This window comes from Nostoc sp. (genome assembly GCF_036917155.1).
GTDB lineage: Bacteria > Cyanobacteriota > Cyanobacteriia > Cyanobacteriales > Nostocaceae > Nostoc.
The window spans coordinates 48,207-73,167 of sequence record NZ_JBALDZ010000131.1; the positions used below are offsets into that span (position 1 = coordinate 48,207).

At 41.6% G+C, this 24,961-nt stretch carries 21 protein-coding genes, 1 tRNA gene and 2 pseudogenes; 15 read left to right on the forward strand and 9 right to left on the reverse strand.

The window, feature by feature from the left end:
- Positions 1-186: 186 nt before the first annotated feature.
- Positions 187-1,236, reverse strand: a complete 1,050-nt coding sequence (fni, locus tag V7K67_RS18245; RefSeq protein WP_335167824.1) for a type 2 isopentenyl-diphosphate Delta-isomerase — start codon at positions 1,234-1,236, stop codon at positions 187-189.
- 132 nt (positions 1,237-1,368) lie between these two features.
- Here fni and purN point away from each other — a divergent pair, with 132 nt between their 5' ends.
- Complete coding sequence (gene purN / locus V7K67_RS18250) at positions 1,369-2,007, forward strand: phosphoribosylglycinamide formyltransferase (RefSeq protein WP_334730712.1); 639 nt, start codon at positions 1,369-1,371, stop codon at positions 2,005-2,007.
- A gap of 328 nt (positions 2,008-2,335) precedes the next feature.
- On the opposite strand, the gene V7K67_RS18255 is transcribed toward purN, so the two are convergent.
- Together V7K67_RS18255 and moaC are read right to left on the reverse strand one after the other, a co-directional pair.
- Positions 2,336-3,517 carry a DUF2252 domain-containing protein gene (locus tag V7K67_RS18255; protein WP_334731415.1) on the reverse strand — a complete coding sequence of 394 codons (1,182 nt, stop codon included), beginning with the start codon at positions 3,515-3,517 and terminating at the stop codon, positions 2,336-2,338.
- 382 nt (positions 3,518-3,899) lie between these two features.
- Positions 3,900-4,409, reverse strand: coding sequence for a cyclic pyranopterin monophosphate synthase MoaC (gene moaC / locus V7K67_RS18260; RefSeq protein WP_334731416.1), 510 nt, complete (start codon positions 4,407-4,409; stop codon positions 3,900-3,902).
- Between the two features lie 34 nt (positions 4,410-4,443).
- Here moaC and V7K67_RS18265 point away from each other — a divergent pair.
- A tRNA-Arg gene (locus tag V7K67_RS18265) sits at positions 4,444-4,517 on the forward strand.
- A 38-nt stretch (positions 4,518-4,555) separates the two neighbouring features.
- Here V7K67_RS18265 and V7K67_RS18270 read toward each other — a convergent pair.
- From V7K67_RS18270 to V7K67_RS18280, 3 genes and pseudogenes are all read right to left on the reverse strand, one after another.
- Positions 4,556-5,245: pseudogene (locus V7K67_RS18270) on the reverse strand (MFS transporter); the annotation flags it as partial.
- Between the two features lie 18 nt (positions 5,246-5,263).
- Positions 5,264-6,277, reverse strand: a complete 1,014-nt coding sequence (locus V7K67_RS18275) for a glycosyltransferase family 2 protein (protein WP_334731417.1) — start codon at positions 6,275-6,277, stop codon at positions 5,264-5,266.
- Between the two features lie 14 nt (positions 6,278-6,291).
- A complete protein-coding gene (locus V7K67_RS18280; RefSeq protein WP_334731418.1) occupies positions 6,292-6,996 on the reverse strand; it encodes a C40 family peptidase in 705 nt (234 codons plus the stop codon).
- Positions 6,997-7,005: 9 nt separating this feature from the next.
- Between V7K67_RS18280 and V7K67_RS18285 the strand changes: the two genes are divergently transcribed.
- From V7K67_RS18285 to V7K67_RS18325, 9 genes are all read left to right on the forward strand, one after another.
- Entirely contained in the window at positions 7,006-7,938 is a 933-nt protein-coding gene (locus V7K67_RS18285) for a serine hydrolase (RefSeq protein ID WP_335167827.1), read from the forward strand.
- Between the two features lie 575 nt (positions 7,939-8,513).
- Entirely contained in the window at positions 8,514-9,797 is a 1,284-nt protein-coding gene (locus V7K67_RS18290) for a proton extrusion protein PcxA (protein ID WP_334731420.1), read from the forward strand.
- A gap of 198 nt (positions 9,798-9,995) precedes the next feature.
- Complete coding sequence (locus tag V7K67_RS18295) at positions 9,996-10,472, forward strand: hypothetical protein (RefSeq protein WP_334731421.1); 477 nt, start codon at positions 9,996-9,998, stop codon at positions 10,470-10,472.
- 157 nt (positions 10,473-10,629) lie between these two features.
- The gene (locus tag V7K67_RS18300; RefSeq protein ID WP_334731422.1) at positions 10,630-11,499 is read left to right on the forward strand and encodes a polyphosphate kinase 2 family protein; all 870 of its coding nucleotides are present in this window, start codon (positions 10,630-10,632) and stop codon (positions 11,497-11,499) included.
- Between the two features lie 258 nt (positions 11,500-11,757).
- Positions 11,758-12,390, forward strand: a complete 633-nt coding sequence (locus tag V7K67_RS18305) for a chemotaxis protein CheB (protein WP_334731423.1) — start codon at positions 11,758-11,760, stop codon at positions 12,388-12,390.
- 183 nt (positions 12,391-12,573) lie between these two features.
- Complete coding sequence (locus tag V7K67_RS18310; RefSeq protein WP_334731424.1) at positions 12,574-14,469, forward strand: CheR family methyltransferase; 1,896 nt, start codon at positions 12,574-12,576, stop codon at positions 14,467-14,469.
- A 220-nt stretch (positions 14,470-14,689) separates the two neighbouring features.
- Positions 14,690-16,768 carry a PAS domain-containing hybrid sensor histidine kinase/response regulator gene (locus tag V7K67_RS18315; protein WP_334731425.1) on the forward strand — a complete coding sequence of 693 codons (2,079 nt, stop codon included), beginning with the start codon at positions 14,690-14,692 and terminating at the stop codon, positions 16,766-16,768.
- A gap of 54 nt (positions 16,769-16,822) precedes the next feature.
- Positions 16,823-17,419: a tRNA-(ms[2]io[6]A)-hydroxylase gene (locus tag V7K67_RS18320; RefSeq protein WP_335167831.1), complete on the forward strand. Its 597-nt coding sequence runs from the start codon at positions 16,823-16,825 to the stop codon at positions 17,417-17,419.
- Positions 17,420-17,437: 18 nt separating this feature from the next.
- The gene (locus tag V7K67_RS18325) at positions 17,438-17,842 is read left to right on the forward strand and encodes a VOC family protein (protein ID WP_334731427.1); all 405 of its coding nucleotides are present in this window, start codon (positions 17,438-17,440) and stop codon (positions 17,840-17,842) included.
- Between the two features lie 658 nt (positions 17,843-18,500).
- Here V7K67_RS18325 and V7K67_RS18330 read toward each other — a convergent pair.
- Positions 18,501-18,920 carry a DoxX family protein gene (locus V7K67_RS18330; RefSeq protein ID WP_335167834.1) on the reverse strand — a complete coding sequence of 140 codons (420 nt, stop codon included), beginning with the start codon at positions 18,918-18,920 and terminating at the stop codon, positions 18,501-18,503.
- A gap of 322 nt (positions 18,921-19,242) precedes the next feature.
- Complete coding sequence (locus V7K67_RS18335) at positions 19,243-19,443, reverse strand: hypothetical protein (RefSeq protein WP_334732238.1); 201 nt, start codon at positions 19,441-19,443, stop codon at positions 19,243-19,245.
- Positions 19,444-19,662: 219 nt separating this feature from the next.
- Between V7K67_RS18335 and V7K67_RS18340 the strand changes: the two genes are divergently transcribed.
- A complete protein-coding gene (locus V7K67_RS18340; protein ID WP_334732236.1) occupies positions 19,663-20,160 on the forward strand; it encodes a GNAT family N-acetyltransferase in 498 nt (165 codons plus the stop codon).
- Positions 20,161-20,427: 267 nt separating this feature from the next.
- Here the strand turns inward: V7K67_RS18340 and V7K67_RS18345 are convergent, their stop codons facing one another.
- Complete coding sequence (locus V7K67_RS18345) at positions 20,428-21,045, reverse strand: class I SAM-dependent methyltransferase (protein ID WP_335167837.1); 618 nt, start codon at positions 21,043-21,045, stop codon at positions 20,428-20,430.
- Positions 21,046-21,536: 491 nt separating this feature from the next.
- Between V7K67_RS18345 and V7K67_RS18350 the strand changes: the two genes are divergently transcribed.
- The 3 genes and pseudogenes from V7K67_RS18350 to ppk1 all read left to right on the forward strand — a co-directional run bounded on the left by V7K67_RS18350 (position 21,537) and on the right by ppk1 (position 24,809).
- A complete protein-coding gene (locus tag V7K67_RS18350) occupies positions 21,537-21,821 on the forward strand; it encodes a Mo-dependent nitrogenase C-terminal domain-containing protein (protein WP_335167839.1) in 285 nt (94 codons plus the stop codon).
- A gap of 193 nt (positions 21,822-22,014) precedes the next feature.
- Positions 22,015-22,431, forward strand: a pseudogene (locus V7K67_RS18355) (response regulator transcription factor); the annotation flags it as partial.
- A gap of 197 nt (positions 22,432-22,628) precedes the next feature.
- The gene (gene ppk1 / locus V7K67_RS18360) at positions 22,629-24,809 is read left to right on the forward strand and encodes a polyphosphate kinase 1 (RefSeq protein WP_334707019.1); all 2,181 of its coding nucleotides are present in this window, start codon (positions 22,629-22,631) and stop codon (positions 24,807-24,809) included.
- The last annotated feature ends 152 nt before the right edge of the window (positions 24,810-24,961 follow it).

A 24,961-nucleotide genomic window follows, 5' to 3' on the forward strand; every position in this document is an offset into this window, starting at 1 on the left:
ATAGCATAAGTAAGCAATAGTGAGCAAATGAACAACTAGCTATGAACCCTTGGCGTTAGCGCCAAGGTAGCATCTGGAGGTTTCCCAATTTGGGGCGACTGGCGTCATTGAAGATTGGTCACTAGTTATAACCAATAGAGGAGAAAGAACTAATCCCCCATGCCCAATGCCCAATGCCCCATTTACTTATTCTATGCGCTGTAAACTACCAGAGTGCTTTAACTGATACAAGGTGGTGTTGCCAGTGCAAAATAAGACTGTGGTAATTTCGGCGATTAATACTTCAGCGAGTTTGGCTACTGCTGTATCTGATGTGGCTGCTGCTTGCAAAAAAGGCATTGCTAAACCAGCAATATCTGCTCCCAAGGCGATCGCGGCTGCGACATCCAATCCATGCCGCAAACCACCTGAAGCAATTAAGGGCACATCTGGAGCGATCGCTCTAATGGTTGTAATGCACTCTGCTGTCGGTAAACCCCAATCGGCAAATGTTATCCCTAAGCGACGTTGTAAGGGACTTTCTGCCCGTTCGCTTTCTACTTTTGCCCAAGAAGTACCCCCCGCACCAGCGACATCAATTGCTGCTACCCCAGCGGCGATTAGTTTCTGTGCGATCGCTGCGGAAATGCCGTTACCAACTTCTTTCGCAATCACTGGTATCGATATCTTTGAGCATAATTTAGAAATCTTGTCAAGCAAACCCCGAAAATTAGTATCACCTTGGGGTTGAATGCACTCTTGTAGAGGGTTAATGTGTAAAATCAGGGCATCAGCCTCTAGAATATCAACTACCCGCAAACATTCATCTAAGCCGTACTTGTAGTTAAGTTGCACAGCCCCCAAGTTCGCAAATAATAGAACATCGGGCGCATACTTGCGGACAGCAAAAGTATCAGCCACCTGCGGTTTTTCTACCGCTACTCGCTGTGAACCGACACCCATTGCAATTTTGTAATCTTGCGCCACTTGGGCTAAACGTTGGTTAATAATTCCGGCTTGTTCTGTTCCGCCAGTCATGGAAGAAATTAACAAGGGTGCGCCAAGGTGTTTCCCCAGGAAAGTTGTACTAATATCAATATCGTTGTAGTTTAGTTCGGGTAAACAACAATGGGTAAAGCGATAACGTTCCAGTCCATTAGTGATTTGATGAGACTGAACATCTTCCTCTAAGCAGATCCGAATGTGATCGGCTTTGCGATTCTGAGTTTGTGCAGAGATATTGGTAGGGGCGTTCACTGGTGGGTATGGCTAAAAGTATTTGCTTGCGATCGCTATTGTTACATTGTCTGCAACCGTCTTTTGATAACAAAAATATTTATTTTCGCTATCTTTATTTTTGGCACCTATAAATTAACCCTCTTAGCTGTTATGACCCTCCGCCCTGATCCTACCCTGAGCTTGGTTTCTCCCAGCATTAGCGATGTTTGTCAACAAATTGCCCCTTTAAAACTGGGAATTATGGCTTCTGGGAATGGCAGCAATTTTGATGTAGTTGCCCAAGCTATCCAAGATGGGCGGCTAAATGCCCAAATTCAAGTTTTAATTTACAATAATCCCTCGGCGAAAGCAGCGCTGAGAGCAGCTAATAGAGGTGTAGAAACTGTTTTATTAAATCACCGCAACTATCAAAGCCGAGAAGAGTTTGACGAGAAAATCGTGCAGACATTGCGGCACTACGATGTAGAGTGGGTGATTATGGCAGGTTGGATGCGACTGTTAACGTCAGTATTAATTGATGCCTTTTCTGAGAGGATTATTAATATCCATCCTAGTTTGTTACCTAGTTTCAAAGGCATTCATGCTGTAGAACAAGCCTTGGCATCTGGGGTAAAAATCACTGGTTGTACAGTGCATATAGCTTGTTTAGAAATGGACAGTGGCCCAATATTGATGCAAGCCGCAGTACCAGTACTGCCGGATGATACAGCAGAAACACTCCATGCCAGGATTCAAATTCAGGAACATCGAATTTTACCATTAGCGATCGCTCTGGCAGCTTCTTCTTAAAAAGTAAAAATTAAAAGGGAACAGGGAACGGGCAACAGGCAACAGGGAAATCCCCATAATTAAAATCAGGGGATTTGTACAAGGACACATTGAAACATCGTGGCTGACGCCATCTCGTTTCAAATATTTTTATCTCTTTTCATAAATAAATTTAGGGGCTTTAAACCCTGTATTCGGGGCTAATTTTTTTTCTGTTCCCTGTTAAGAGTTCCCTGTTCCCGCCCCGAAGGGGCTTGGTAAAAAGATAATCACCTCTTTGTTTCTTTTAACTTTTTACTTTTGCCTTGTTCGGTCAAAGCATAAATGACAAAACAGGGTTACATAGCGATTATTGACAGAATTCTTGGTAATCTAGTTCTACTTGCTTAGAGTAGCTGATTGCATATTCTAGGATGTGATTACGCCAATTAGATAAATGAGCAAACTTGATTAAATCATCTGCGATCGCAGAACCTTGTCTACCGCTACTGCGTAATTGATCCCACGCTGTCACTTTACCCATTGTCTGCATCAACTTTTCTAAACGTCCCAGCTTTCCATCCCATGCCTGTAAACTCACCCGATCTTGTACTGGCTGCAACTCTCGTAAAACATAAGATTTATTGCCGTCAAGTATTACCCCTAAAAGAGCGGGTGGGGTTCCTTGCATCCGTTGTTGGATAGCTACTACCCGTTCAGATTGACTCGACCAATCCGGCTGAGATAGTGTTAAATAGGGTTGTAATGAGGAACTTTGTGTTTGCTTCAAATCTAAGAAATAATTACCATCAGGAGAACCTTTACCTTCTACTAAAACTGCATAACGTTCTAGCCCTAAACTACCTGTACCAGCTATTCGTTGTTGTACATCTAAAACTTGATAAAAATCTGCATCTTTTTGTGTAGATTTGCACCAATTGGAGATGAGTTCTCTGATTTCTTGCTGTTCGGCTTTTGTGGCTTCCATAATGTGTTTATTGTCAATAGTTAAATACCGCTTACCTTTCTTTTCCTTGGTGTGCTGATCTAAAAATTCTTGACGAGAGCGGTCTTTTAAACTCCTTAATAAATCTTTAACTAAGCCCGAAGCGGTTTCCTTTTCAACACTTCTAGCAGTACCTTTAGCTAAAGCATTGCTGTAAGTATCAAGAAAGTAATTGCTTAAATGCAATCCTTCTGATTCATTCACCCCCAGCGCGTGAGAGCCAACTATCACACTGGTAATAAACCTCACTACATCCCAGGTGCAAGGGGCAAGACATGCTTCATCAAAATCATTAAGATCAAAGTAAACTAATCGGTTATCACCTTTATAACTACCAAAATTTTCCAGGTGCAAATCACCACAAATCCATACTGGCGGGGCTGCATTCAATGGGGAATTTTTAGGGAAGTCTTCATAAAATAAATGACACGTGCCGCGATAAAAACTAAAAACATCAGAACGCATTGCCTTGTATTTTAATTCAAGTAGTTTTGGGTTGCGTCCTTGGTTAAAGCGATGAATCCTGTCAATGATATTGTTTGTCATAATTTTTGTTTTTTATGCTGTCAAATACAGCAGTTGTATGAAGTACAAGCTACGGGTTTGGAGGCAGGAGATAGGAACTACGATCTGGGAGCATCCTGTTTTGGCGGATCGCCCTGCGCTAAGGCGCACGCTACGCGAACAGACTAGAAGTCTGGGGCTATACAAACAAAACCCGCCTACGCGGGTTTCAGAGAGTCCGCGCAGGCGGACGAAAGTTTGTGTAGCCGCGATATATATTAAGTGCTGCGTTTTTATCCCTCAAATTATTGACTCATAAATCAAACCTGGAGTGCTGCAATTGAGAATCAACTAATCTTCTACGTCATGTCCCATTTTAAGACTGGGCAGGGAGAAAATACCTAATGCTCCAAAATAGCGTAGTTTATTGCTCTGGCTGGGAATAATCTCCTGATTTTCCGCCACTCTTACTTATTAAACGAATGGATTCAATTTGAATCGACTTTTCTAAGGCTTTTGCCATATCGTATAAAGTCAGGGCAGCTACAGAAACGGCGGTTAAGGCTTCCATCTCTACACCGGTTTCAGCTTTAGTTTTGACTGTGGCTTGAATTTGATAACCAGGTAGTTGGGGATCGGGTGTAATTTCGACTGTGATTTTTTGCAAAGGCAACGGATGACACAGAGGAATTAAAGTGGCTGTTTGCTTGGCTGCCATAATTCCAGCCAATCTTGCAGTTGCCAACACATCACCTTTGGGGACATTTCCAGCTTGAATGGCAGCGAAGGTGGCTGGCAACATCCGCACATTGGCCGCAGCTACGGCTTGGCGAATAGTGGGTGCTTTATCAGACACATCTACCATCTGTGCCTGTCCTTGGCGATCTAGATGGGTTAGGTTTGCAAAATTAGATGGAAAATTATCTTGCGTCATTTGGTTAGAACGTGTTAATATAGATTGTCGGAGAGGGCGTGTAGCTCAGTGGACTAGAGCACGTGGCTACGGACCACGGTGTCGGGGGTTCGAATCCCTCCTCGCCCGTTTTAAAAAGTTAAGAGTTGAAAGTTAGGAGTGATGAGTTAAATTTCATCACTCCTAAGTTTTAAGTCGTTTAAGGCGTAAGCATCTGGAGCTAGACCTAGTGCGAAGCGTAGGGAGTTGGATAAGTCTTTGCTCGATCGCGTGAGAAAGATCATAAGTGCTAGAAAAGTGATTGCAGCACCGTAGCCAAACATATTCCGGTAGCCTACAAGTTCTGCGATGATGCCCAAAAGAGGAGCAGCGATCGCAATCCCCATATCAAGTCCAGCTATGCATATAGCAAAAACTTTCCCCCGCTCTTGAGGCAAGGAGCGGTCTGCCATCATCGTGATCATCATCGAGATGAGTGTACCACCACCAGCACCTTCAGCGATCGCAGCCAGTAAGAAAACGATCGCGCTGTTAGCCTGCCACAGCAGTAGTAAAACTAAAACGTAGCAAAAAATACCAAAGGTAATAAATAAACCACGACCGAAGCGATCGCTTGCCTTACCAGAAAATATTCTGATACTAAAACTAGAAATTGCCGCAGCTGTAAAAAACAGTCCGCCATTGAAGTCCAGATTAGTGGATTTGAGGAACAGCGACACAAAGGTATGTATAGCACCAAGGGATAAACCAACCAGCAACATAACTATAGTTGGAACTCTCACCCGTGGACTGACCAAAATTTGCCAAAAGTTGCGATCCTCTTCTTCAGTTTGCTCCTGTATTTGCGCTGGCGGATTAGGACTACTATTGTTACCTTACTTAACATTTTTTGCTACTACTTCTCGCACGCGATATATGGGCCGTCCTTGGGATTCGTGGTATGTACGCATGAGTAATTCGGCTAAAAGACCGAAGCAAAACAACTGTACTCCCGTAACAAGTAGGAGAACTGCTAAAATTAGTAAGGGGCGATTGCCAATCATCTCACCGAAAGCCAATTTGACGAAAGTCAAGTAAATGCCGATCGCAGTGCCCGAAAACATTGAAATCAAGCCCAACAGCCCAAAAACGTGCATCGGGCGGGTGAGGAATTTTTTCATAAACAGAATGGTTAACAAATCCATCAATACCCGGAATGTCCGCCAAATTCCATATTTACTGCGGCCAAAGCGACGGGCATGATGACGTACAGGTACTTCGGTAATTCTAGCTCCTTCGATGTAGGCTAAAGCAGGTAAAAATCGGTGTAATTCACCGTAGAGGTTCATATCTGCTAACAGTTCGGGACGATAGGCTTTCAACGAACAGCCATAATCATGAATATTCACGCTAGTGGTACGCCGAATTAGCCAATTGGCAATTTTGGAAGGAAGTAACCGATTTACAGCACCATCTTGACGTTTTTGCCGCCAACCACTCACTAAATCGTAACCTTCGTCCAGCTTTGCTAATAACATGGGGATATCAGCTGGATCGTTCTGGAGATCGGCATCTAAAGTGACGATCGCTTTACCGACTGCATAATAAAATCCCGCAGCCATCGCCGCCGTTTGTCCATAGTTACGACGCAAAATCACCGCCTTTAAATCAGTGCGGATTTGCGCCTCTTGTTTGAGAAAATCCCCAGAACCATCTGTAGAACCATCATCTACACAAATGATTTCATAACTTATCTGACTAGAGGCTAAAGTAGATGCGATCGCTTCTAGTAAAAGCGGCAAACTTTCCACCTCGTCATGTATTGGCACCACCACTGAAACATCTGGGACAATTGCTGAAATCCCCCCATTTTCCCCCATCACCCCTTGATCGATCAACCCACTCCTCATAAGCCTCAGCGCCCTCAGCGTCTCTGTGGTTCGTAACTCTTAAAAACTCTACCAGCACCCCGCAGCTGCTGATAATATGACTGACTAACCCGATCTCCCTGTTCCGAAAGAACATCAATCCCAATCCCATCCCGTCCCTGATCTTTCCCAGAACTATGGATATAATAACCATCGGCCAAATAAAGTCCGACATGGGTAGCTTTTTGGCTAGTTCCAAAAAATACCAGATCCCCGGCTGCCAATTCGGCAATCGTAATTGGTTGAGTGAATCCTTCCTGTTGATAGGCATCTCTTGGTAGCCAAATCCCTACCGAAGCAAACGCCGCCTGCATCAACCCAGAACAGTCATAATTTGGCCCCACCGTACCACCCCAAAGGTAATAATTTGGTTGTTGCATCGCTTTTTGGGTAAAGGCGATAATCTCAGTGAGGAATTTTTTAATTTCAGATTCAGAAAATGTTGCCGCCTGATAAGGTACAGTAGCAGGTTGTAATGAATCCCAATCTGAAAGAGATACCCATCCCGGATAGTCATCTTCACATAAATATACTTCGACTGCTAAATTTTGATAATTTGATGTTACCCATAAATGTCGTTCAGATGCGGCTTGAGTTGCTAAACGCGTACATTCAGGAGAATCATATAAATTCAAGTCAGCTAAACACTGATACTCGCCTGATTTTGGATTTTGGATTTGTGATTTTAGATTAAAGGACATTATCAGAGAATGATTTTTTTTAATAAAGACGATCAATTGGAAAATCTGGGTAATGGCATTTTAGATGCAGCTTGGGCAGAATTTCCAACCTTAGCGCGTAACCAAATTGCCCTGACTTGGGTTGTTTACGATCCCCCAGTGCGAGTAAATACTGGTGGTGCGCTGACTCCCAACGCTTTTTGGGATCACCCAGTTCGTGGTTTTACTTATCGCGGTGTTGAACGGATTTATCCTGCTAGTGTAGTCAAGTTATTTTACCTGGTAACGGTAAATGAATGGCTAGAAAAAGGCATGAGTCAAACTTCCAAGGAGTTGGAGCGAGCCTTACGCGATATGATTGTAGATTCTAGTAATGATGCTACCAGCTTGGTTGTGGATATTTTGACTGGCACCACCTCAGGGCCAGAATTACCAACTGGGCCCTTTGAAACCTGGAAATATCAGCGTAATATTGTGAACCGTTATTACCAATCATTGGGTTGGGAAGAAATTGAGACGATTAATGTCTGTCAAAAAACTTGGGGTGATGGCCCTTATGGACGGGAACGGGCCTTTGTGGGAGAGTTACTAGAAAATCGCAATATGTTGACCACAAATGCGATCGCTCGCTTACTACATAGTATTATCGGTGGGGTGGCGGTTTCAAGTACGCGATCGCAAGCAATGATGGCTTTACTAAAACGTCCTCTCAATGATTTATCCTCTGACGGTGAAGAAAATCAGGTGACAGGTTTTTTAGGTGGTGGACTGACTAAAAATGCTCAAATTTGGTCAAAAGCAGGTTGGACAAGTCAAGTTCGCCATGATGCCGCGTATATTGAGTTACCAGGACAGCGCCCTTACCTCTTAGTGGTATTTACTGAAGGGAAAGCGCAGGCTAAGAGTCAGGCTATTTTGCCCTTTGTTTCTAAACTAGTTGCTGAAGCGATCGCTAGTCTATGATCTACTCCTGTTTCATCGCCAGAATACTTATTTATTCCTGTGCGTTCTTCCCTGCGAGACGAACCGCGTTATTATTTGTATTGTAAGGAGCGGCATCTTTGGGGTGAATCTGTATGGCTCGGTTCTAGTCATCAATTGCCCCCTAGAAGTCTTCTAAGTTATCGTGGGCAAGACCAGATTATTGTAGGCATTAAGATACTGGGGATTGAAACGAATTGCTGTAGTAGTATAGTTGAAAAAGAATTCAGAATTCAGAATTCAGGAGTCAGAATTAATGAGTGGGGGATTCAGACCCACCACTCATTAAAGACCACTAAATCTCCGATTTAGTGGGGGTCTTAAACGCCGTTTATTCAGACGCTCGTTCGCATGATTGCGTCTCCCCGAATCACATTGGGAGAGGCTAACACCAAGGGAGAAGACAAAGGCTTAGCTACGCTATCCGCTTTTTCGTTCAGAATTCAATTCTGAATTCTGACTCCTGAATTCTGTTTGTTAATATTTTCAACTAGCTATTACCCATTCTTCATGGTTATATAACTATAATACATATTATCTAAATAGTCATATATGTAATGAAAGATTCATTTGCAAAAACAGCAGAATCACTCCGCCAAAATTTCAAAGGATATTTGCGATCGCTTAACCGTTGGTTGTTAAATACACCAGAAAGGGCACTCTTAGAAGCTTACCAAGCCGCTCAGAGAATTAAAAGCATTGAGGACGAACATTTTGATCGCAAAAAAATATCCTCACAGTCAGTAAAATATACTGAAAGTGTTATGTCTTATTGGCAAGTATATCTCAATAAGAGCCTAACTATTATTAAAATCAGGCTTGCAGAATTCCAACTTAGTCGGGGAATTGTCAATATTTCTAATTCTGTTTTGTTAGAAAAATTAAAGGTCATTGATGAAGTTGTAGAAAGATACGCTATCAAAGATGAAATAATTAATCAAAGCTCATTAGTATCAACTTCTCAACCTCTCAAAACTAACCAAAACGAAATAAGAAAACAGCCAAACTTATCTAATATCAATGATATTGAAGTTAAATCTCTAACTCCAAGAAATGGGGCGGTTCCGAGTTCTATTGGCAGAACAATTCATAAAATACAAGAAGATTTTGCACCCCAGACAGAAGAAGAATTTCTCAGGAATTATCGCATTTCTAAAAGTAGAACAATAATTGCCTTGAGATTTTTGATAATCCTAATTACTGTACCACTTTTAACTCAGTTTTTATCTAAAGAATTTTTAGTAACTCCAATATTACAAAGAGTTAGAGGAGATAATATAACTCAAATTTTCATCAATTCTGATATGGAAAAAGAAGCTCTCCATGAGTTACATAATTTTCAACAATCGCTGAGATTTGAATATTTGCTTAATCAAGCACCGCAACTTTCTTCAGAGTTAATACAAGAAAAAATAAAAGACAAAGCTGTTGAAATATCTGAAGAATTTCGCATAAAAAGTAATAGTAATATTGGTAATGTTTTTGCTGATTTAATCTCACTATTTTCTTTTGGTATAATTATCGCTCTGAACAAAAGAGAAATTCTGATTCTCAAGTCTTTTATGGATACTATTGTCTATGGTCTTAGCGATAGTGCTAAAGCTTTTTTGATTATTTTGTTTACAGATATATTTGTAGGATTTCACTCACCAGATGGGTGGGAAGTCCTTCTGGCAGGATTGGCAGAACATTTAGGTCTGCCAGCCAGTAGAAATGTCATCTTTTTCTTTATTGCTACATTCCCTGTGATTTTAAATACTATCTTTAAATACTGGATATTCCGCTATCTCAGTCGTTTATCTCCTTCAGCATTAGCTACATTAAAAGAAATGGACGAGTAATAGCCATTGGTCATTAGTCATTAGTATTAATGGCTTCGATTTTCCCATCACTTTTTATGAAAATGAACAAAGCGATGTTTTCGTGGGTCTGTGATTAGTTAATGAATTAATTACGAATTACGAATTACGAATTATTTTGCCACTTTTGTCTCCTGATTCGCTAGGCTTATGTATATCCTGGTTCTTCTGAAGCGTGCTATGGATTTTGAAAGCAAAGCCAATGACCCAACTCCTACAGGCAACATAGAGTTTTCTCAACCAACTACTACTCGTAAGCCATTAGAATTACTGCGAGATACTGAAGCTTTGCTACGTCGCCCAACCGTAGCAACACTGTCGCCGTTTTTGCCACCAAAACTGAGCAATAAATTTCAAACAACCTCATCTTTGGCAGATAAATTCTTTAAGGAACTGGCAGAAATTGACCTAAATACTATTAGTGATTTTGAACTGCGTCCGGCACGAATTCTTGTTGGCTTCAGCCTTGTTGGCTTTGGGGCACTCATGATATTGGTGCTGCTGCTATACTTAAACACATTGCATCCAGAACTCAGTACATCTGAGAAAATTCGGCAATACTGGCATCAATATGTTTGGTTTGTCAGCTTAGGTGTCACGGGGATGTTTATCTTGGGCCGTGAAGCAATGCGTCCTATGCCAAAGCGACGAAAGTAATGCACAGAATTAAATTCTGTTAGCGGTAGCGGGGCGTTTAGCCCATTCTGAATTCTGACTCCTGATTCCTGAATTCTGTTTTAATAAATTATAAATTTCAGGGATTAATACTTCAAAATGTGCTTGGCTATTAATTAGCCGTGAGGAGATTTTATATATGAATCATGATGCTTTCATTGTTCCGCCAGGTTCAAAGATTTCTCTGAAAAAAAACTATGACCCAGCTTATAAGACTGATTTTCATGAAAAAACTGATGCTGCCATAAAATTACAAAAAGACATTGAACGACTAGCTAATTACCAAAATATTCTCTATGCTCAAAACACCTATTCTTTGTTAATTATTTTTCAAGCAATGGATGCTGCTGGTAAAGATAGCACTATTAAACACGTGACTTCTGGTGTGAACCCACAAGGGTTTCAAGTGTTTAGTTTTAAGGGCCCCAGTGCGGAAGAATTAGACCATGATTATCTGTGGCGCTCAATGAAGGCTTTGCCGGAAAGAGGTCGAATTGGCATATTCAATCGTTCATACTATGAAGAAGCATTAGTAGTTCGTGTTCATCCAGAAATGCTTAAGAAACAGCAACTTCCTCGCTTTCCTGATGGAAAAAAGATATGGAAGCAGCGTTTTGAAGAAATTAATAACTTTGAAAAATATTTGGTAAGTAATGGTGTGATTATCCTGAAGTTTTTTCTAAATGTATCGAAATCAGAGCAGAAAAAACGCTTTTTAGAACGGATTGAATATCCTGAAAAAAATTGGAAATTTTCAGATAATGATGTCCGAGAACGAGCTTTTTGGGATGATTATATGAATGCTTATGAAGAGGTTTTTAACAATACTAGTACTAAATGGGCCCCGTGGTATATTATTCCTGCCGATCGCAAATGGTTTACACGCCTGACTGTTGCCAATATCATCTGCACAAAATTAGAAGAATTAAATCTGCAATACCCGACAGTTAGTGAAGAACATAAGCAGCAACTTTTGGAGGCGAAACGCATTCTAGAGGAGGAAGATTAACCTATAAATGTGATAAGTAAAGGCAATAAATACTGAAGTAGTTCAGATATATAGCAATTCGATTTGATTTTTGAACTTATTTGCGTAAGCAGGGAATAGGGAATAGGGAATCAGCCTTTTTGAGTTGAGGGCGAGTTTTTCAAAAATCAAATAGGAGCTTTATACTGTATAATTTATCTAAAGAAAGATTGAAAACTTAACTTTATTAATGCTATCTGTAACTAAAAAAGTTACGCAGATAGTCATAGACAGCAAATCATGATTCAGATGGCAGGAAATGCCAAAAATCATCCACCTCACTTTACTAATACTGCCTTTGATATAGTAGCGATCGCAGCCTCAGCAGGCGGTCTGACTGCTCTAGTTAAAGTGCTATCAACTCTACCTGCAAAATTTCCAGCCGCGATCGCCATTGTGCAACACCTCGGTCCCCAACACCGCTCGTTCATGGCAGAAATTCTCAGTCGGCGCACGGCTATTACTGTCAAACAAGCAGAAGAAGGAGATTGTCTTACCCCAGGAACAGCTTACGTTGCTCCACCCAATCGTCACCTGTTGGTTAAGGGTGACGGCACTCTTTCCTTATCACAGTCGGAATTAGTACATTTTTTACGTCCTTCGGCTGATCTATTATTTGAATCGGTTGCAGCTATTTATCAAGATAGAGCGATCGCTATTGTACTCACTGGAACAGGTAGCGATGGTGCGATGGGAGTAGAAGCAATAAAAAAAATGGGCGGTACTGTCATTGTCCAAGACATAAAAACCGCCGAATTTTCTGGTATGCCCTCCGCCGCAATTCAAACTGGCAACATAGATTTTATTCTCCCCCTCGATGAAATTTCTAGCACTCTGGTGACTTTGGTCATGGGTAATGTTGAAATCAACTGAAATATTCCATCATCAAAATGAATTGTGGGGCTAATATAGGACTCATATTTGATTGCTGAACAAAACTCCGTACACTTTCATTTCTTCTTCCTGTTCCCTGTTCCCTTCCTACACAAGTAATTTCAGAAATCAAATCGGATTGCTATAGATAAGAAATACTTTTAATCTAAAATCCCAAATGGTATGACTTCCGCAGAAAAAGATCCAAAGTTTGAAAATTTACTGATTTATCTGAGACAAAACCGGGGATTTGATTTTACAGGTTATAAGCGCTCGACTTTGATCCGTCGGGTACTCAAGCGGATGCAGTCATTAACTATAGAAAATTTTGAAGAATATCAAGACTATCTAGAAGTTTATCCAGAAGAATTCAATTATCTTTTCAATACTATCCTAATTAACGTTACTGCTTTTTTTCGAGATTCATCAGCTTGGGAATATATCGCAGAGGAAATACTACCTAATCTGATTAGAAATAAAAAAAATTCTAACCCAATTCGCATCTGGAGCGCTGGCTGTGCTTCTGGAGAAGAAGCTTATACCCTAGCAATGTTGATGGCTGAAATATTAGGAGCAGAGGAATTTCGCCAACGAGTGAAAATCTACGCTACAGATGTAGATGAAGATGCTCTCAACCAGGCACGTCTTGCGGTGTATTCAGCAAAAGATGTACAACCGTTGCCAGATGAACTGCGCCAGAAATACTTTGAAATTGTCGGCAATCGCTATGTTTTTCGCCAAGACTTGCGTCGCTCAGTGATTTTTGGTCGCCACGATCTGCTTCAGGATGCGCCCATTTCGCGCTTAGATTTATTGGTCAGCCGCAATACATTAATGTATTTTAATTCTGAGACTCAAGGACGAATTCTGGCCCGGTTTCATTTTGCACTCAATGATAATGGCTTTCTGTTTTTGGGAAAAGCAGAGATGCTATTGATGCATTCTAGTCTGTTTTTACCACTGGACTTAAAAAACCGGATATTTACTAAAGTATCAACGGTGAATCTACGCGATCGCCTCTTAGTTATGGCAAATTCAGTAGATGATGAATCTAGCAGCCGTTTGGCTAGACACCTCCGCCTGCGAGATATGGGTTTTGACACAGCCCCAATCGCCCAAATAATCATTGATATCAATGGCACTCTGGTAATGGTGAACGAGCAGGCGCGGACTTTGTTCGCCCTTTCTCTCAAAGATTTAGCTCGTCCCTTCCAGGATCTAGAACTTTCTTATCGGCCTGTTGAATTGCGATCACTTATTGAACGGGCTTATGCTGAACGCCGTCCTGTGAGCCTAACAAATGTAGAGCGCTATTTGTCTAACACAGAAACCCAATATCTGGATGTGCAAATTACGCCTTTACAAGAAACAGACACCAGCTTTTTAGGAGTCAGTATCTCCTTTCATGATGTCACCCGTTATATTAAACTTCAAGATGCTCTGCAACGTTCCCAACAAGAATTAGAAACTACCAACGAAGAACTGCAATCTACTAACGAAGAATTAGAAACTACTAACGAAGAACTGCAATCCACCAATGAAGAATTAGAAACTACCAATGAAGAACTGCAATCCACCAATGAAGAATTGGAGACGATGAATGAAGAACTCCAATCTACTAACGAAGAATTACAGACAATTAATAACGAATTGAGCGAGCGCACCACAGAACTTAATCGCACAAACATTTTCCTTGTCTCTATTCTCAAAAGTCTCCAAACGGGAATAGTGGTAATTGATAGCAGCTTTAATATCTCTATTTGGAATTACATGGTAGAAGATTTATGGGGTTTGCGGACTGATGAAGTGATTGGAAAGTCTATTTTCAGCCTAGACATTGGGCTACCCGTTGAGCAGTTGCGATCGCCTATTCGTGACTCTCTATCCGGGAAAAAACAGTTTCAAGAAATGATCCTCGATGCTACCAATCGTCGGGGTAGACAAATAAAATGTTATCTGGCAATAACTCCGCTGCTTGGCATTGAAATGCAAGGAGCAGTTTTGATGATGGTAGATATAGAGAGAGTCAATAGTATGATTTCTACTCAAGAAATGGAGGAACGGCGGCAACAGAAATAAAAATTAAAAATTAAAAATTGGGATTTAAACCTCGACTTTAGCAAGCTCCTCCAGGATAACTGATGCTATATGATATAGAGGTATTCAACCATTTAATTTAGCGATAAAACGCTGAAGGGCATTATATTAAACTCTTGCTCACTCTGGTCGCTTTACTGAAGCAGAGGTCAGTTTTTCTTCTGCATTTCTGGAGCAAAGCAATCATCGGAGAAGACTGCAAATGACTAAGGAAAATTTTAAACAAGCGATTGTCGAAGCGCATCAACGACTGGAAAATCTCTCACAGCTTGCAAGTCTGGCGGCAGAGAAATATATAGGGCAGGATTCCCCTAGAGAGCTTTTGCAACAAGCGATGACCGAAATCTCTATTTCTCTAGAAGAGTTACAGCAACAAAATGAGGAATTGATCGCTACACGCCATTTGATAGAAGCAGAAAGCCAACGTTATTACGATTTATTTAACTTTGCCCCAGATGGTTACTTGCTTACAGATGCTACTGGAATTATCCAGGAAGCTAACTATGCTGCGGCTAAGTTATTGAATGTCCGCCAGTCTTACCTGATTGGTAAACCACTGGCTGTATTTGTGCATCTGACACAACGGCAGAAATTTCGTCAAATTATGCTGCAATTGCAACAGCAGGGGCAAATCCGCAGAGAAGAGTTACAGATTTTTCATGAAGAAGGAAGTACAGATTTTCCCGCAGAACTAACAGCGATCACTGTGGAAGATAGTCAGGGTAAAACTGGAAACTTACGTTGGTTATTCAGAGACATTAGCGATCGCCACCAGCAAGACCAGAAAATTCGCGAACAAGCTGCCCTGCTAGACATCACAACAGATGCAATTATTGTAGAGGATTTGCACAACCAAATCTTATTCTGGAATCAAGGTGCAGAGAAGATGTATGGCTGGCAAGTTCAGGAAGCTCAAGGAAACAACGCCTGGGAACTTTTATCTAAAAAACCTCACACTCTACTATCAGCGGCTCAGAAAACTGTTATTGAGCATGGAACATGGCAGGGAGAGTTGTATAAATTTAGAAAAGATGGTGTGGAAAGAATTATTGCTAGCCGCTGGACGTTGATGCTTGATGCCGTCGGCTTGCCTAAATCAATCTTGATCATTGACACCGATATTACCGAGAAAAAACAACTCGAAACTCAGCTATTGCGTAGTCAACGTTTAGAAAGCTTAGGCACTCTCGCTAGCGGTATCGCTCACGATCTCAACAATCTTCTCACTCCAATCATAGGAATTGCTCATCTGCTGCCCCTAAAATATCCCCATCTTGATGACGTTTCGCTGCAAATGCTGGAGATACTAGAAACCAATGCCAAACGGGGCGGTGATTTGGTGGGGCAAATTTTGTCATTTACCGGTGGTTATGAAAGAGAACACACAATCGTGCTTGTATCGCAACTCATCGAAGACATCAAGCAGATAGCCCAACAAACATTCCCCAAATTGATCGACATCAAAACAGATATAGCGCCAAATATCGGGATAGTTGTCGGAGACAGTACCAAACTGCATCAGGTATTGATGAACCTAGCCGTCAATGCTCGTGATGCCATGCCTCATGGTGGTAAACTCTCTATTTCTGCCACCAAGCTATTCATCGATGAAAACTATGCCAGGATGCACATAGGCGCAACAGCGAATTCCTACGTGAAGATTACAGTTACGGATACTGGAGTCGGCATTCACTCAGAAATTATTGATCGGATTTTTGATCCCTTTTTCACCACCAAAGAAGTAGGTAAGGGTACAGGACTAGGTTTATCTATATTGATGGGCATCGTCAAAAGCCACGGTGGTTTTGTGGAAGTAGCCAGCGAGGTAGGAGTTGGAACAAAATTCCAAGTATACCTGCCAAGCAAGGAGGGCAATATTTCTCAAGTAATAGATGAGATAGAACTGCCAAGAGGTCAGGGAGAATTGATTTTAGTCGTCGATGATGAAGTAGCCATCACTCAGATCACTAAAACCACACTGGAGTTCTCTAACTACAAAGTATTGACTGCCCAAAATGGGATTGAGGCCATTGCCCTGTACACCGAGCATAAAGATAAAATTAGGCTGGTGCTGATGGATATGATGATGCCGTTAATGGGTGGAGAAACAACCATCAGCACTTTGCAAATCATCAACCCGCAAGTGCAAATTATTGCTATGAGTGGATTAGCTAGGTCTGAGGCATTAGTACGAACTACGGGTATTGGTATCCAAGGCTTTTTAGTGAAACCTTTCACCGCCAATGAATTATTGAGCCTTGTTCAAAGAATATTCCGTTAAAATCAATTTGCTAGGATACTCAGCTAAATTAAAATTCTGGAGTTTTGTGACTCTGTGCTTACTCAGTTACCGACTATCAACGTCCTGAAACAGCCCACTAGTTTTGCTTGGGTTGAACAAGCGATCGCTAACTTAGACATCATTTTACTCGACCACTCCCACTGTGAACGCAAAGCGGCAGGCGTGGCCTTGAATATGATGTTTCGCTACCCTTCCAATACTAAAATGGTGCGGGAACTAACTGCGATCGCCCGCGAAGAACTAGAACACTTTGAACTAGTGAACCAATGGTTAGAACGTCGGAATATTCCCCTGGCTCCCCTACCACCGCCTCCCTACGGTGCGGGTTTAAAAGCTGCTATACGCCCCAAAGAACCTGAGCGATTTCTAGATTCCTTACTAGTCACTGGTTTAATCGAAGCTCGCTCTCACGAATGCCTGGGACTACTAGCTGCTCATTGTCCAGAACCAGAGTTAGCAAAATTTTATCGTGGACTAATGGCATCCGAAGCGCGTCACTACGGTATATATTGGGTTTTAGCTGCTACTTACTTCGACAGAGAAATAGTCATGCAACGGCTTGATGAATTGGCAACTGTCGAAAGCGAGTTGCTGGCGACTTTGCACCCAGAACCTAGAATTCACAGTTAGTAGACCAAGGGAACAGATATGAAGCTTCAGTTAACACACCTGAGACTACTTGTCTCAAACTATAAAGATTCTTTTCTGTTCTACCGGGATCTGCTGAAATTTGATGTCGATTGGGGCGATGAAGATAGCGGATATGCTGAGTTTAATACCGGATATCTTAAATTGGGTTTGTTCAAAAAAGAATTAATGGCTGAAGTAGTCCCCAGAATCGAACAGCCTTCTTATGTTGCCAATCGGGATAAAACTGTCTTAATTTTCGCAGTCGATAACGTGGATGAGGTCTATGAGCAAGTAAAGGCTCAGAATGCGATCGTTGTCACTCAACCACAAGATCGCTCAGACTGGGGAATTCGCACAGCTCATTTCCGCGATCCTGATGGCAATCTCATCGAAATCTACAACAATCTCGGAATTATCAGTTAATTAGACATCTAAAGAATTGGCGTAGGAACAATACGCTGCGGGAAGCCGCTTTGCGTCTACATGAATTGTCCCTACAAAGGGTTTCAGGTAATCAGAACCAGCCCTTTCAAGGTGGGTGAAAATCTTAGTAAATAAATTCCTCTTTAAACTCTTCTCTCTGTGTTCTTTGTGCCTCTGCGGTTAAATAAATTACTTTTAAACCGTAGAGTACCAGAGAACACAGAGGGAAAATAAGGGATTTTACGAGTCACCTTGAAAGGGCTAGTCCTGTGAACGTTTACCAAGCCCCTTCGGGGCGGGAACAGGGAACTCTTAACAGGGAACAGAAAAAAAATTAGCCCCGAATACAGGGTTTAAAGCCCCTAAATTTATTTATGAAAAGAGATAAAAATATTTGAAACGAGATGGCGTCAGCCACGATGTTTCAATGTGTCCTTGTACAAATCCCCTGATTTTAATTATGGGGATTTCCCTGTTGCCTGTTGCCCGTTCCCTGTTCCCTTTTAAAAGCTTTTATTTCTGAGTGGAATACGAAAGCACATCCTTTTGCTTGGAGTGAAAAGTCAATCTTGAAAGTTATCACAAAGTGCCAAATTCCAGATTCCAATTTTACGACCCAAATAGACCTTGCGATCGCAGCTTAATTTCCGCACCTTTTTTATGATGACGTGTACTTAGGAATGATAGAAGCTTGTTTTTCCCCAACCGAAGATTTCGTATACCACCAAGCCCAAGCAATTAAAACAGCTTGAAAAGGAAGTCTAACTACGTGTACCCAAGGTGAGTTTGGTATATGTTCTAGCTGAATGTGATTAACCGCCATATTGATATTGGCAGGGAAAACCGCAATAAAAAGAGCAATAAGTCCCCAAGCAGCAGCTTGACTTACAGGCGGAACTAATAACCCAATACCACCCAAAATTTCATAAAAGCCACTGAGATAAACTAATCCTAAAGGGTAAGGAAGTTGTGGTGGCATAATTTTGACATAAGGTTCTGGAATAACAAAGTGTGTCACTCCAACCACAATGATTGATATAGCAAGGATGACACGTAATATTTCCTTATATTTTTTCATGGTTTTTGCATTATTATATCAACCCTCTTCCATCACTCTTGGAGAAAGCAATCGCTGCAAGGATTACGAGACTTCACTTTCCAGGCTTTGGCTACATTTTTGATGTAAAATACCTACACCTGTCAGGAGCAGGGAGCAGGGGAAAAGAGTTAGAGACAAATCGTTAAATCATTTATATCAAGTATTTCGTGAAATGGTGTGACACAAAAAAACGAGTGGATAATTGTGGCTATTAGACCACATATCCACTCAAAATATACTGTATTAGGGTTACAACAAAAGACCCCACGAGATGATTTAAACTTGGGAAAATTCAAGTCAACTAACGTGACTCAGTTCCTTGATTGGGACTACCTGCTACAGAATCCTCTCCTGCTGCTTCTGGAGTAGCAGTAGGTTTAGCATCACTCTTTTCAGCATCGCCAGTTTTGCGGATACTTTCGTCGAGAGGGGTTTGGTAGCCACCAGAAGCGGTAGGCGTAGTTTCTTGATTCTTAGATTTTTCTTTTTGTTGTTCAGCCATGATTACATTTCCTAATGATTTATTGTTATGACTATCTTAAAAAATTAGCGGTGTGAGTGTATCTATCCAAAATCTAGTTATGGCTGATTCGTTTCTCTACCGTAAGTATTGTTTACTACTACTCATCTCTACTGACAAAAATCTAGAAATCGGGATTTCCAAGCAAGAAGTTATTTAATAAACGTAGACATGAAGCGGCTAACTATCAAAGTATAATTAATGAATCAGAGCAATCTGTCGTTACCATCTGGATGTGTCCTTCGCAAAGCAACCTCTGCCGATCAGTGGTCAGTTCGATTGCTGGTGTTCTCAGCAAAACTCGACCCAACTCAATTAAATTGGCAACAATTTTGGATAATTGAATACAATGAGAATCTTATAGCTTGTGGACAGCTACGTAACTTTTCAGGGGCGCAAGAACTTGGTAGTTTGGTCGTGGTATCAGCTTGGAGAGGTCGCGGGTTGGGTACTTTATTAACGCAGCATTTGATTAATACAGCAACGCAACCACTTTATCTAGAATGTTTAGGTCAGCGACTAGCGCAGTTTTACAGTCGCTTTGACTTTGTACCAATATCTTTTGAAGACTTGCCACAATTTCCTAAGACAAGAGGATTATCTACGCTCAAGGGAAAATTTAGATTTTCGCAATTAGCTAAAAGATTGCTCAGAGTTCCTGTGGTGTTTCTGGAGTATCAAGGTCAGGGTAATTCGTAATGAAGCTCCTACGGACACTCGATTAAGTAAGTCGGCACAATAAAACCAAACTGTGTAAGGAAAAGTAAACAAGGCTCAAACCCTTTCTCCCCCTGCTCCCTGCCCCCTGCCCCTGCCTTTTTCCAACGACAAATATTGACGCCCACCTACTTACTCGCTAACGCTACTGCTTTGCTAACGTAATTCGTAATTTTAAGATATGCAGAATAAGGCTTAGTACAAGATGTTTCCGACCCTTTACTCTCCCTGATTCCCCATTCCCCATTTTCAAATTGGAGGTTTACTAAAAATCGTTAGTAAGACAGGCCCTAGTAAATAATGGTGATTCAAACACAATAGCCCAGCAGAGGAGCCAAGGAGTTGACGTTGATTAGGGCTGTAGAGTCTAATTCCGCGTGGAGAGACTGGCAATAATTGAGCTTCTGTCTCTTTTTTAGAAGTAATGTCAACCAAATAAAAGTGTCCACCAGGAGAAAGTACCCGTGCTATCTCACTAACCACCTGTTTTGCTTCCAAATAGTGCAAGAAGCTGATAGTGCTAAAAACAGCATCAAACTGACTATCAGCAAAGGGAAGATACTCAGCTTTCCCCTCGATATAAATTAAACGTGGACGGTGGCGGTTACTCTGTCTTGCTACCCGTAACATATTAGCAGATAAATCTAATCCGGTGGCTTGCAAGTCGGGAAACTGAGTAGCAAGGCGCTCAAGTAAGCGGCCAGTACCACAACCGATATCAAGTACATTTGCTGGCTCTGGTAATTCCACGTATTCCAGCAAGCGTTTGTGAACGGCTCGATAAAATATTGAAGGAAAGAGCCAGTCGTAACTTGGTGCCCATCGGTCAAAAAGTAGCTTTTTATTACTGAAAAAGTCATTAGTCATTAGTTTTCGCAACTTCCCTAAAGCTTGATACTTTTTTAGGATAAGTTTAGCTGCGCCTCCAGGGATTTGTTTAACAACACAAGTTAACTATAACGGTTCTGAATTGTTTGTAATACTGGGCTTTTGTAGTGGCGTGGCAAGCTTAAAATAGTTCATTAGACGTAGGTTGGGTGGAGCGGAGCGCAACCCAACACATATCAGGATGTTGGGTTGCGCTTTGCCACGCCAGTAGGGTTAGTTAAGATAGTCGGTGCGTTAGCCTACGGTGTAACACTACGAAAATACAGTTTGGCATAAAAGATATATTCGCCTTGACAAATTATCGGGAACTGTAGCAGATACATGTGTAGTTAAAAGTATGCCGAGAAACTCATTCTATTTCTTTAGATAACCAAATAACGAGTAATCAGTGCATAAAATTACATAATCTAAGTGTATATATTTATATAATTACAAATACAACAAACTCAATCTAGTTTGAAATTATCAAGGTGAAAAATTATGACGTTCAGTTACACAATGATTTACTGCACCCAGTCCGCGAGTGGTTGAAAACGATAGAAATTCATCACTCCAAAGTAGCTCATTTTCTGTGCAAGGCTATTCCTGCTCAGTACCCCTTTGAGCGAGATATCACGCTGTTTGGTCGGAAGCTATTGCATATTCCACCGATGTGTAAATTAAATCCTCTATACGAAGAAGTGGTTGGTTTGCGTTTTAAAGCGCTCTGTTATCTTGCCGATGAATGTGGTGAAGATGTCACAGCCTATTGCTAATAGCCAGTTGGATCGTTATCTGATCGAGCAGCGATCGCAAATTGCAGACTTACGGTTGTTACTTACTCAGGTTTATACTAAGCTAACGTACACCTAAATTAGATGTTTGGCTATTAAGTAGCTGACACCTCGCTAAAGTGTTTCCAGACCGGATTGTTGCTTACCGTACCCTGCTGAAATCATTAACATCATCATGACGCACATCTTACTGGTTGAAGATGAAGTCAAACTGGCACGAATTGTCGAATTAGAATTGAATTATGAAGGCTATCAAGTCAGTATTGCCTACGATGGGTTAACTGCACTCACCGCAGCGCGTGAGTTACATCTGGATTTAGTAATTTTAGACTGGATGTTGCCAGGTTTATCGGGGTTGGAAATTTATTGCCGCTTGCGAAATATTGTTGATAAAGTGCCAATAATTTTATTAACCGTCAAAGATCAAGTGAGCGATCGCATTGCAGGCTTAGATGCTGGTGCTGATGATTACCTCGTTAAACCCTTCAGCGTTGATGAATTATTAGCTAGAGTCAGCGCTCACCTATGAAGAAGCTACCAACTAGCAGATGCCACGGATGTTTTAGAATTTGAAGACCTGAGTTTAAATCGTCTTGACTTCGGGCGGGGCATGAACCGAAATCATCTCAAATCTCAAATAGGTACGTCAAATATCTGTCCTTTACCAGTAGCGAGGTAGAGAATCAGTACAGCAAAAAATTGCCTCAACGTTATGCTCAAGCACCATTTAACTTACTATATTTATTGTCCCCCAGCTCAATGGGCTACATCTGCTGCCTTTAAGTCATTATGGCAAAATCTAAGAAAAGCGCTACCCCCATCAATCTCAGCGATCCACAATATTATCTTAACCGAGAGTTAAGCTGGCTAGAATTTAATGGCAGGGTGTTACATGAAGCCTGTGACGATCGCACGCCTCTTTTGGAACGCCTCAAGTTTTTGGGAATATTTAACTCTAATTTGGATGAGTTTTTCATGGTGCGGGTTGCTGGTTTAAAGCAACAAGTAGAGGCGAAAGTTAGTCTGTTAACCCCCGATGGTCGGACACCACAACAACAGTTAGACGATATTAGGTCTACCCTCACTCCCCACGTCAAGAAACAGCACCAACATTTTGAGCAAGTACTTCGACCCTTATTAGCAAATCACGGCATCCATATACTGGATTACATCGATTTAAATCAAAAACAGCGGACTCATCTCAACAGCTATTTTGAAGAACAAGTCTTTCCCGTTTTGACTCCTTTGGCTGTTGATCCTAGTCATCCCTTTCCTTTTATTTCTAATCTCAGTCTGAATCTGGCTGTTGTGGTCAAAAACCCAGACACCGAAGAAGAATTATTTGCCAGAGTGAAAGTCCCCAGCGTTCTACCACGATTTTTACCGATACCGCCAGAATTGGGAGATCAGAACAGCGACAAACCTACCCACTGGACTGGAGTACCTTTAGAACAGGTGATCGCTCATAACTTGGAATCTCTATTTCCAGGGATGAACATTCAAGAATATCATCCATTCCGAATTACCCGTGACGCTGATTTGGTCTTAGAAGAAGATGAAGCAGATGATTTGCTGTTAGCGATCGAACAGGAACTACGAAAACGGCGACTAGGTGGTAGTCCAGTCCGGCTAGAAATTCAATCCCAGACTCCTGAAATAGTGCGATCGCGATTATTGCAAGATTTGGAATTAACAGAAAGCGATCTCTACGAAGTAGACGGTCTTTTGGGACTGCGGGATTTGATGTATTTCATGGCCTTGCCATTACCAGAACTCAAAGATCCACCACGCCAATCTGTTGTCCCATTACGCCTGCAAAGGCTGAAGGAAGCGAATTTAGATCCAGATGTCGTAGACACGGACGAAGGAAAAGACTTTTTTGCTGTAATTCGGGAAAAGGATTTACTAGTACACCATCCCTATCAATCCTTTTCGGAAACAGTTGTGCGCTTTATTACTCATGCAGCTTACGACCCGAATGTGTTAGCCATCAAGATGACCCTTTACCGGACTTCTGGTGACTCGCCCATCGTCAACGCTTTAATTGCTGCTGCTGAAAATGACAAGCAGGTATCCGTACTGGTGGAATTAAAGGCGCGATTTGATGAGGAAAATAATATTTACTGGGCAAAACGACTAGAAAGAGTTGGAGTTCATGTTGTCTATGGTTTAGTAGGGCTGAAAACCCATAGTAAAACCGTCATGGTGGTACGGCGTGAAAAAGACCGGATACGTCGCTACGTACATATTGGCACAGGTAACTATAACCCCAAAACTGCACGACTGTATACAGATTTAGGATTATTCAGTTGTCGTGAAGAATTGGGTGCTGACATCACAGATCTATTTAACTTCTTAACAGGCTACTCCCTGCAAAAATCTTATCGAGAGTTGCTGGTTGCACCTGTGAATATGCGCGAGCGCTTTTTGGCACTAATTCACCGCGAAATTGAAAATGTTCAAAATGGGTTTTCTGGACGTATTGTTGCCAAAATGAATTCCCTGGTCGATCCAGAAATTATCGCCACCTTATATGAAGCTTCCCGCGCCGGAGTGCAAATTGACTTAATTATCAGGGGTGTTTGTTGTTTGCGCCCAGGAATCAAAGACATTAGTGAAAACATTCGCATCATCAGCATTGTCGGTCGCTTTTTAGAACACTCTCGGATTTATTATTTTCATAACAATACCCAAGAGGAAATCTATATCGGCAGTGCCGACTGGATGCGCCGCAACCTAGATCGCCGAGTCGAAGTAATTACCCCAGTCAAAGACCCAGATATTGCCAAAGACTTGCAAGAAATTATGGGGATTATGCTCGCAGATAATCGCCAAGCTTGGGAATTACAAGCCGATGGCAGTTATATTCAACGTCGTCCTTATGATGATTCTCCAGAAGCTAACTCACAAAAAATTATTATGAACATGGCATTACGTTCAACTGGTGTAGCCTCAAATCTGATTGAGTGAAGCAATCCAACCTGCTTCGCTAAGAGGATGTTTGAAAAGTCTAATTTAATACCAGCCCTGGCGAATATAATTCGCGGCTACACAGACGAAACCCACCTCCGTGGGTTGAAGACATTGATTTTGTGTTAGTCCGCAGAGGCGGACAATGCCAG